Annotated in this window: 2 protein-coding genes; both read left to right on the forward strand. The window is 64.7% G+C overall.

Annotated features, from left to right (window positions below):
• Positions 1-464, forward strand: a 464-nt coding sequence (locus QRN46_RS28585; protein WP_285358783.1) for a phosphopantetheine-binding protein, incomplete at its 5' end; no start/stop codon positions are given.
• The coding region (locus QRN46_RS28590) for a non-ribosomal peptide synthetase (protein WP_285358784.1) at positions 461-8,502 on the forward strand (8,042 nt) is incomplete at its 3' end. The genes QRN46_RS28585 and QRN46_RS28590, both read left to right, overlap by 4 nt.

Consider the following 8,502-nt stretch of genomic DNA (forward strand, 5'->3'; position numbering starts at 1 on the left):
TGGCCCGCGAAGATGTGCCGGGGGACAAGCGTCTGGTCGCCTATTACACCGGCGCACGACTGGTAATCGACGTGTTGCGCGGTCACCTGCTGGAACATTTGCCGGATTACATGGTGCCGGCGGTATTCGTGCACCTGGGTGCGCTGCCACTGAGCCCCAACGGCAAGCTCGACCGCAAGGCCTTGCCGGCGCCGGATCAGAGTGCTGCCATCACCCGCGAATACGAAGCCCCGGTCGGCGAGGTGGAAATTCTCCTCGCCGGACTCTGGGCCGAATTGCTCAACGTGGAACGGGTAGGACGCCACGACAACTTTTTTGAACTGGGCGGGCACTCATTGCTGGCGGTCAGTCTGATCGGCCGGTTACGTCAGGAAGGCATGGAAGCGGAGGTCAGGGCGTTGTTCGAACAACCGACCCTGGCCGGTTACGCCGCAATTACGGAAAGAATGGAGATCGTCCTGTGAACGTGATCGAACTGTTGGCAACACTCAAGGCTAAAGACATCCAGTTGGCGGTCACCGACGACCAGTTGCGCGTCCAGGGCAACAAACAGGCGCTGAGTGATCCGGCGGTGCTGGCGTTGCTGCGCGAGCACAAACCGGCGCTGATCGAGCTGATCAAGGCCGGGCAATATTCAGCGACCAAGAGCGGCCAGGTCGACGTGCCGGCCAATGGCATTGCCCCCGGAACCACGCGCATCAGCCCGGCGATGCTGACCCTGGCCGAACTTGATCAGGTGACCATCGACCGTCTGGTTGCCGACGTGCCGGGTGGCGCCGCCAATGTGCAGGACATCTACCCGCTGGCGCCGTTGCAGGAAGGCATTCTTTATCACCATGTCAGCGCCACGCAGGGCGACCCATACGTGATGCAAGCGCATTTCGCCTTTGCCGATCGCGGGCGCTTGGACGCGTTCGTTGAGGCTTTGCAGGCCGTGATCGATCGCCATGACATTCTCCGTACGGCGGTGGTCTGGGATGGACTGGATACACCGCAGCAAGTGGTCTGGCGTCACGCTGAATTGCCGGTGGAAGAGATCGATGCCGAAGGCGATGCGCTGGCGTATTTGCACGAGCGTTTCGATGCCCGGGAATTTCGCATGGATGTGGGCCGGGCACCGATGATGCGTCTGGCCCATGCGTGGGACGAAGCCGGGCAACGAGTCGTTGCGACGCTGCTGTTCCATCACATGGCGCTGGATCACTCGGCCCTCGATGTGGTGCGCCATGAGATGCGCGCGTTCCTCACGGGGCAGGGCAATCTGCTGGGCCGGCCGGTCGCGTTTCGTGACTACGTGGCGCAGGCGCGACTGGGTGTCAGCGAGAGCGAGCACGAGGCGTTCTTCCGCGACATGCTCGGCGATATCGACGAGCCGACCTTACCGTTCGGCTTGCAGGATGTGCAGGGCGACGGGCACGGCATCACCGAGTTGAGCGTGCCGGTGGAAGCGGCCTTGGGCCAACGCCTGCGGGGGCAGGCGCGGCAGCTCGGGGTGAGCGCGGCCAGTCTGTTCCACCTGGCCTGGGCGCAGGTGCTGGCCACGCTCGCCAGCAAGCAACGCGTGGTGTTCGGCACAGTGTTGATGGGGCGACTGCAAGGGGCCGAAGCGACTGACCGGGCGCTGGGCATTTTCATCAACACCTTGCCGGTGCGGGTCGATGTCGACACCCAGAGCGTACGCATCGCCGTGCAGGCGACCCACGCGCGCCTGACCACCTTGATGCGCCATGAACACGCGCCGCTGGCGCTGGCCCAGCGCTGCAGCAGTGTGGCTGCGCCGACGCCGCTGTTCAGCGCCTTGCTCAATTACCGTCACAGCCACGGCGCCGGGTCGGCCAGCGCGCAAACCCTTTCCGCGTGGGAAGGCATCACTACTCTGCACTCGGAAGAGCGCACCAATTACCCGCTGACCCTGAGTATCGATGACCTCGGCGACGCCTTCAGCCTGACCTTGCTCGCCACCACTGAGGTCGATCCGCAGCGGGTGTGCGATTACATGCGCGGTGCCCTGAACGGCCTGGTGTCCGCGCTGGAACAGGCACCGGATTCGCCGATCAGCCAGGTGCCGATCCTGCCGGAGGCGGAGCGCGAGCAGATTTTGCGCGGCTTCAATGCGACCCGGGCCGACTACCCGCAAGGGCTGACCATTCACCAACGTTTCGAGGCGCAAGTCATCGAACGGCCGGAAGCGGTGGCGGCAGTGTTCCTCGGTGAACACGTGACCTATGCCGAGCTGAACCTGCACGCCAACGCCCTGGCCCATCATCTGATCAGCCTGGGCGTTCGCCCCGATGATCGCGTGGCCATCGTCGCTCGACGCGGGCTCGACACGCTGGCCGGACTGCTGGCGATTCTCAAGGCCGGGGCCGGTTACGTGCCGCTCGACCCGGCGCATCCGGCCGAGCGCCTGAGCTACCTGCTCAGCGACAGCGCCCCGGTGGTGGTGCTGACCCAGAGTGATCTGCGTGATCGGTTGCCGACACTGGACGTCCCGGTGATCGACCTCGACCGCCATTCCTGGCCGCTGAGCCTGGCCCTCGACCCGCGGGTGCCGGGATTGACCAACGAGCATCTGGCCTACGTGATCTACACCTCGGGCTCGACCGGGTTGCCCAAGGGCGTGATGGTCGAACACCGCACCCTGTCCAACCTCATCGACTGGCACTGTGGCGCGTTCGATCTGTGTGCCGGCCGCCACACTTCAAGCCTTGCCGGATTCGGCTTCGACGCCATGGCCTGGGAAGTCTGGCCGGCCCTGTGTGCCGGTGCGACCCTGCACCTGGCGCCGACCCGCGACGGCAACGAAGACATCGACGCCTTGCTCGACTGGTGGCGCGCGCAGCCGCTGGACGTGAGCTTCCTGCCCACTCCGGTGGCCGAATACGCTTTCAGTCAAAACCTCGAACACCCGACCTTGCGCACGCTGCTGATCGGCGGAGATCGCCTGCGGCAGTTCAGCCGTCACCAGCACTTCGATGTGATCAACAACTACGGTCCCACCGAAGCCACGGTGGTGGCGACCTCGGGCAAGGTCGACGCCGGGCAGGCGCTGCACATCGGTCGGCCGGTGAGCAATGCCACGGTCTATTTGCTGGATGACCAGCAACGTCCGGTGCCCATCGGGGTGGCGGGGGAGTTGTATGTCGGGGGCGCCGGGGTTGCCCGGGGTTATCTGAATCGTCCGGAACTGACGGCCGAGCGCTTTCTCGACGATCCGTTCAACAGCGGGCGCATGTACCGCACGGGTGACCTGGCGCGCTGGCAGAGCGACGGGACTCTCGAGTACCTGGGACGCAACGACGACCAGGTGAAGATTCGCGGCGTGCGCATCGAGCTGGGGGAAATTGAAACCCGGCTCAACCAGTTCCCCGGTATTCAGGAAGCGGTATTGCTGGCCCGCGAAGACGAACCCGGCCAGCCGCGTCTCGTCGCCTATTACACCGAACAGGCTCAGGTCGAACCGCAACCGGTGGCTGAGCTGCGTGCTTGCCTGCTGGCGCAGTTGCCCGAGTACATGGTGCCGGCGGCATTCGTGCGACTGGACGCATTGCCGCTGACCGCCAACGGCAAGGTTGACCGCAAAGCCTTGCCGGCGCCGGATCGCGCGGCGCTGTTCACTCGCGAGTACGAAGCACCGCAAGGCGAGTTGGAAACTACGCTGGCGCGAATCTGGGGCGAAGTGCTGCAGGTCGAGCGGGTCGGGCGCCGGGATCACTTCTTCGAACTGGGGGGGCATTCGCTGCTGGCGATGCGCATGGTGTCCCAGGTTCGCCAGCGCCTGGGCGTTGAACTGGTACTGAGCGAGTTGTTCGCCAATGCCGAACTGGCGGCGGTCGCCGAGGTGCTGGACCAGGCCGGGCGCAGCTCGCAACCGGCGATTGTCCCAGTGCCTCGCGACGGCGCGCTGCCGTTGTCGTTCGCCCAGCAACGGCTGTGGTTTCTGGCGCGCATGGAAGGGGTCAACACCGCCTACAACATTCCGCTGGGTCTGCGTTTGCACGGCCATCTCGACGAGGTGGCGCTGCAACAGGCATTGGCGCGGATCGTCGAGCGTCACGAAACCCTGCGCAGCCGTTTTGTTCCGCATGACGATGAGGTGCAGGTGATGATTGCGGCGGTCGACAGCGGCCTGCTGCGGGTCGAGGATCTGCGTCAGCATTCACGCGCCGACGAAGCCATGCAGGCATTGATCCGTGAACAGGCTTCGACACCGTTCGAGTTGCAGAACGATCCGTTGATTCGCGGGCGACTGGTGCGGCTGGCCGACGATCACCATGTATTGCTGTTGACCCTGCACCACATCATCTCCGATGGTTGGTCGATGGGCGTGCTGACCCGTGAACTGATGGCGCTGTATCAGGCGTTCAGTCATGGCGAGGCCGATCCGCTACCGCCACTGGCGCTGCAATATGCCGATTACGCGATCTGGCAACGCCGCTGGTTGAGCGGCGAAGTGCTGCAACGGCAGAGCGATTACTGGCAGCAGAATCTGGCCGGGGCCCCGACCTTGCTGGTGCTGCCGACCGATCGTCCGCGTCCGGCGCAACAGGATTACACCGGCAGCAGTGTCGAGTTCCGGCTGGACGGGCCACTGAGCGCCGGGCTCAAGGCGCTGAGCCAGCGGCACGGCGTGACGATGTACATGACGATGGTGAGCGCCTGGGCGCTGTTGCTCGGTCGCTTGTCCGGGCAATCGGACGTGGTGATTGGCTCGCCGATTGCCAACCGTGGCCGGGCGGAAATCGAAGGCTTGATCGGGCTGTTCATCAATACCCTGGCCCTGCGCATCGACACCTCCGGCGGGATCAGCGTCGAGGCGCTGCTGGCCCGGGTCAAGGCGTGCACGCTTGAGGCACAGGCCCATCAGGACCTGCCGTTCGAGCAGGTGGTGGAAGTCACCCGACCGGCGCGCAGTCTTTCCCACAGTCCGTTGTTCCAGAACACCCTGAGCTGGGAGAACAGCGTCGGGCCGGCGCTGGAGCTGGGTGAACTGGCGCTGGAAAGCGTGGCCGGTCCGACCCGTTTCGCCAAGTTCGACCTGTCGCTGACCCTGGGCGAAACCCGCGAGGGCATTCGCGGCGTGCTGGAATACGCCACGGCGTTGTTCGATCAGTCGACGATCCAGCGTTACGCCGGCTACTTCGAGCAATTGCTGCGCGGGATGGTTGCCAACGATCAGGCGGCGCTGGAACAACTGGACATGGTTCCGGCTCACGAGCGTGAACAGTTGCTGGTTGCGTTCAACGACACGCACGCGGAATTTGTGTCGGGGCTGACGATTGCGCAGCGATTCGAAGCGCAAGTGATCGAGCGACCCGAAGCGGTTGCGGCAGTCTGCCAGGGGCAGGCGTTGACCTTTGCCGAGCTGAACCGACAGGCCAATACCCTGGCCCATCACCTGATCGGGCTGGGTGTTCGCGCCGATGATCGGGTGGCCATCGTTGCCCGGCGCGGGCTCGACACGCTGATCGGGCTGGTGGCCATTCTCAAGGCGGGGGCCGGTTACGTGCCGGTGGATCCAGCGCACCCGGCGGAGCGTTTGAACTATCTGCTGAGCGACAGTGCGCCAGTGGCCGTGTTGTGCCTGAGTGATTTGCGTGAACGCCTGCCGGCGCTCGATGTACCGGTGATCGACCTCGATTTGCAGGGCTGGCCGGACACCGAACCCGGCAATCCGCAGGTGCCGGGCCTGACCAGCGAGCACCTGGCCTACGTCATCTACACCTCGGGCTCCACCGGTCTGCCCAAAGGCGTGATGGTCGAACACCACACCCTGAGCAACCTCGTCGACTGGCACTGCCGGGCGTTCGACCTGTGTGCGGGCCGCCACACTTCAAGCCTTGCCGGGTTCGGCTTCGACGCCATGGCCTGGGAAGTCTGGCCGGCCCTGTGTGCCGGTGCGACCCTGCACCTTGCGCCGGCCCGCGATGGCAGCGAAGACGTGGACGCGCTGCTCGACTGGTGGCGCGCGCAGCCGCTGGACGTGAGCTTCCTGCCGACACCGGTGGCCGAATACGCCTTCAGCCAGAACCTCGAACACCCGACCTTGCGCACGCTGCTGATCGGCGGCGACCGCTTGCGTCAGTTCAACCGCCAGCAGTCGTTCGATGTGGTGAACAACTACGGCCCGACCGAGGCCACGGTGGTTGCCACCTCGGGCATCGTCGAAGCGGGGCAGGCGTTGCACATTGGCAAACCGATTGCCAACGCGACGGTGTACCTGCTCGATGAGCAACTGCGTCCGGTACCGGTCGGCGTGGCCGGGGAGCTTTATGCAGGCGGCGCCGGTGTGGCTCGGGGTTACCTGAATCGTCCGGACCTGACCGAAGAACGTTTTGTAAACGACCCGTTCAATCATGGGCGCATGTATCGCACAGGCGACCTGGCCCGATGGCGCGCCGACGGTTCCATCGAGTACCTGGGGCGCAACGACGATCAGGTGAAGATCCGTGGTGTGCGTGTCGAGCTGGGCGAAATCGAAACCCGCCTCAACCAGTTGCCCGGCATCCAGGAAGCGGTGTTGCTAGCCCGCGAAGACGAACCTGGCCAAGTGCGGCTGGTGGCGTATTTCACCGAACAGCCACAGGTCGAACCGCTGGCCGTGGCGGAGCTGCGGGCGCATCTGCTGAGCCAGTTGCCGGAATACATGGTGCCGGCAGCCTTTGTCAGACTCGACGCCTTGCCACTGACTGCCAACGGCAAAGTCGATCGCAAGGCGTTGCCCGCGCCGGATCGCAGCGCCTTGTTCGCCCGCGACTATCAGGCGCCGCAAGGTGAACTGGAAACCACGTTGGCGCAGATCTGGGCCGAAGTGCTGCAAGTCGAACAGGTCGGGCGTCAGGATCACTTCTTCGAATTGGGCGGTCACTCGCTGCTGGCGATGCGCATGCTGTCTCAGGTACGCCAGCGACTGGGCGTGGAACTGACCCTCGCCGAGCTGTTCGCCAATGCTGAGCTCGCCGCCTTGGCCGAGGTGCTGGCCGAGTCCGGACGCTGCACGCAACCGGCGATCAGGCCGGTGCCACGCGAGGGCGCGCTGCCGTTGTCGTTCGCCCAGCAACGCTTGTGGTTCATGGCGCAACTGGAGGGCGCCAATACCGCCTACAACATTCCCCTCGGCCTGCGCCTGCGCGGTCGGCTCGACGAAGCGGCCCTGCAACGGGCACTGGCGCGGATCGTCGAGCGTCACGAAACCCTGCGCAGCCGTTTCGCCCAGTTCAACGAAGAAGCCCAGGTGCTGATCGCGCCCCTCGACAGCGGTGTGCTGTTGCGGGTCGAGGACTTGCGCCAGCACCCGCAGGCCGACGAAACCTTGCAGGCGCTGATTCAGGGCGAAGCGTCGGGGCCGTTCGATTTACAGGACGATCCGCTGATTCGCGGGCGTCTGGTGCGACTCGCCGATGATCATCATGTGCTGTTGCTGACCCTGCACCACATCGTCTCCGATGGCTGGTCGATGGGGGTGCTGACCCGCGAATTGATGGCGCTGTATCAGGCGTTCAGCCATGACGAGGCCGATCCGCTGCCGCCGCTGGCGTTGCAGTACACCGATTACGCCGTGTGGCAGCGCCGCTGGTTGAGCGGTGAAGTCTTGCAACGGCAGAGCGATTACTGGCAGCAGACCCTGGCCGGTGCGCCGGCGCTGTTGATGCTGCCGACCGACCGTCCACGCCCGGCCCGGCAGGACTACGCCGGCAGCAGTGTCGACATCCGGCTGGATGAACGTTTGAGCGCAGGTCTCAAGACGCTGTGTCAGCGGCATGGCGTGACGCCGTATATGGCGGTGATGAGCGCGTGGGCGATGTTGCTCGGACGCTTGTCCGGGCAATCGGACGTGGTGATCGGCTCGCCGGTCGCCAACCGTAACCGGGCGGAAATCGAAGGGCTGATCGGGCTGTTCGTCAACACGTTGGCCGTGCGCATCGACACCTCGGGCGCGCTGAGCGTCGAGGCGTTGCTGGCGCGGGTCAAGGCGTGCACGCTGCAAGCGCAGGCCCATCAGGATCTGCCGTTCGAGCAGGTGGTGGAAATCACCCGGCCGGTGCGCAGCCTGTCCCACAGCCCGTTGTTCCAGACGCTGCTTAGCTGGGACAGCGGCAGCGGCGCGACGCTGGCCCTCGGTGACCTGACGCTCGAAGGCGTGGCCGAGCCGAGTCACTTTGCCAAGTTTGATCTGTCGCTGACCTTGGGCGAGGCGCAAGGCGTGATCCGGGGTTCGCTGGAATACGCCACGGCGCTGTTCGATCAATCGACGGTTCAGCGTTATGCCGGTTACTTGCAGCAGCTGTTGCAGGCCATGGTCGCCAATGATCAGGCGCTGCTGGAGCAGGTGGACGTGCTGGCCGAGGATGAGCGTCGGTATTTGTTGCATCACTTCAATGCGACCGAAGTCGGCTATGACCTTCAGCAAAGCATTCATGGTCTGTTCGAGGCGCAGGTTTTGCGGTCGCCGCAGGCTGTGGCGGTGCTTTCCGGTGAACAGCGACTGAGTTATGCCGAGCT

The organism is Pseudomonas sp. lyk4-R2A-10 (genome assembly GCF_030209075.1).
In the GTDB taxonomy this organism is placed as follows: Bacteria; Pseudomonadota; Gammaproteobacteria; order Pseudomonadales; family Pseudomonadaceae; genus Aquipseudomonas; species Aquipseudomonas glycinae.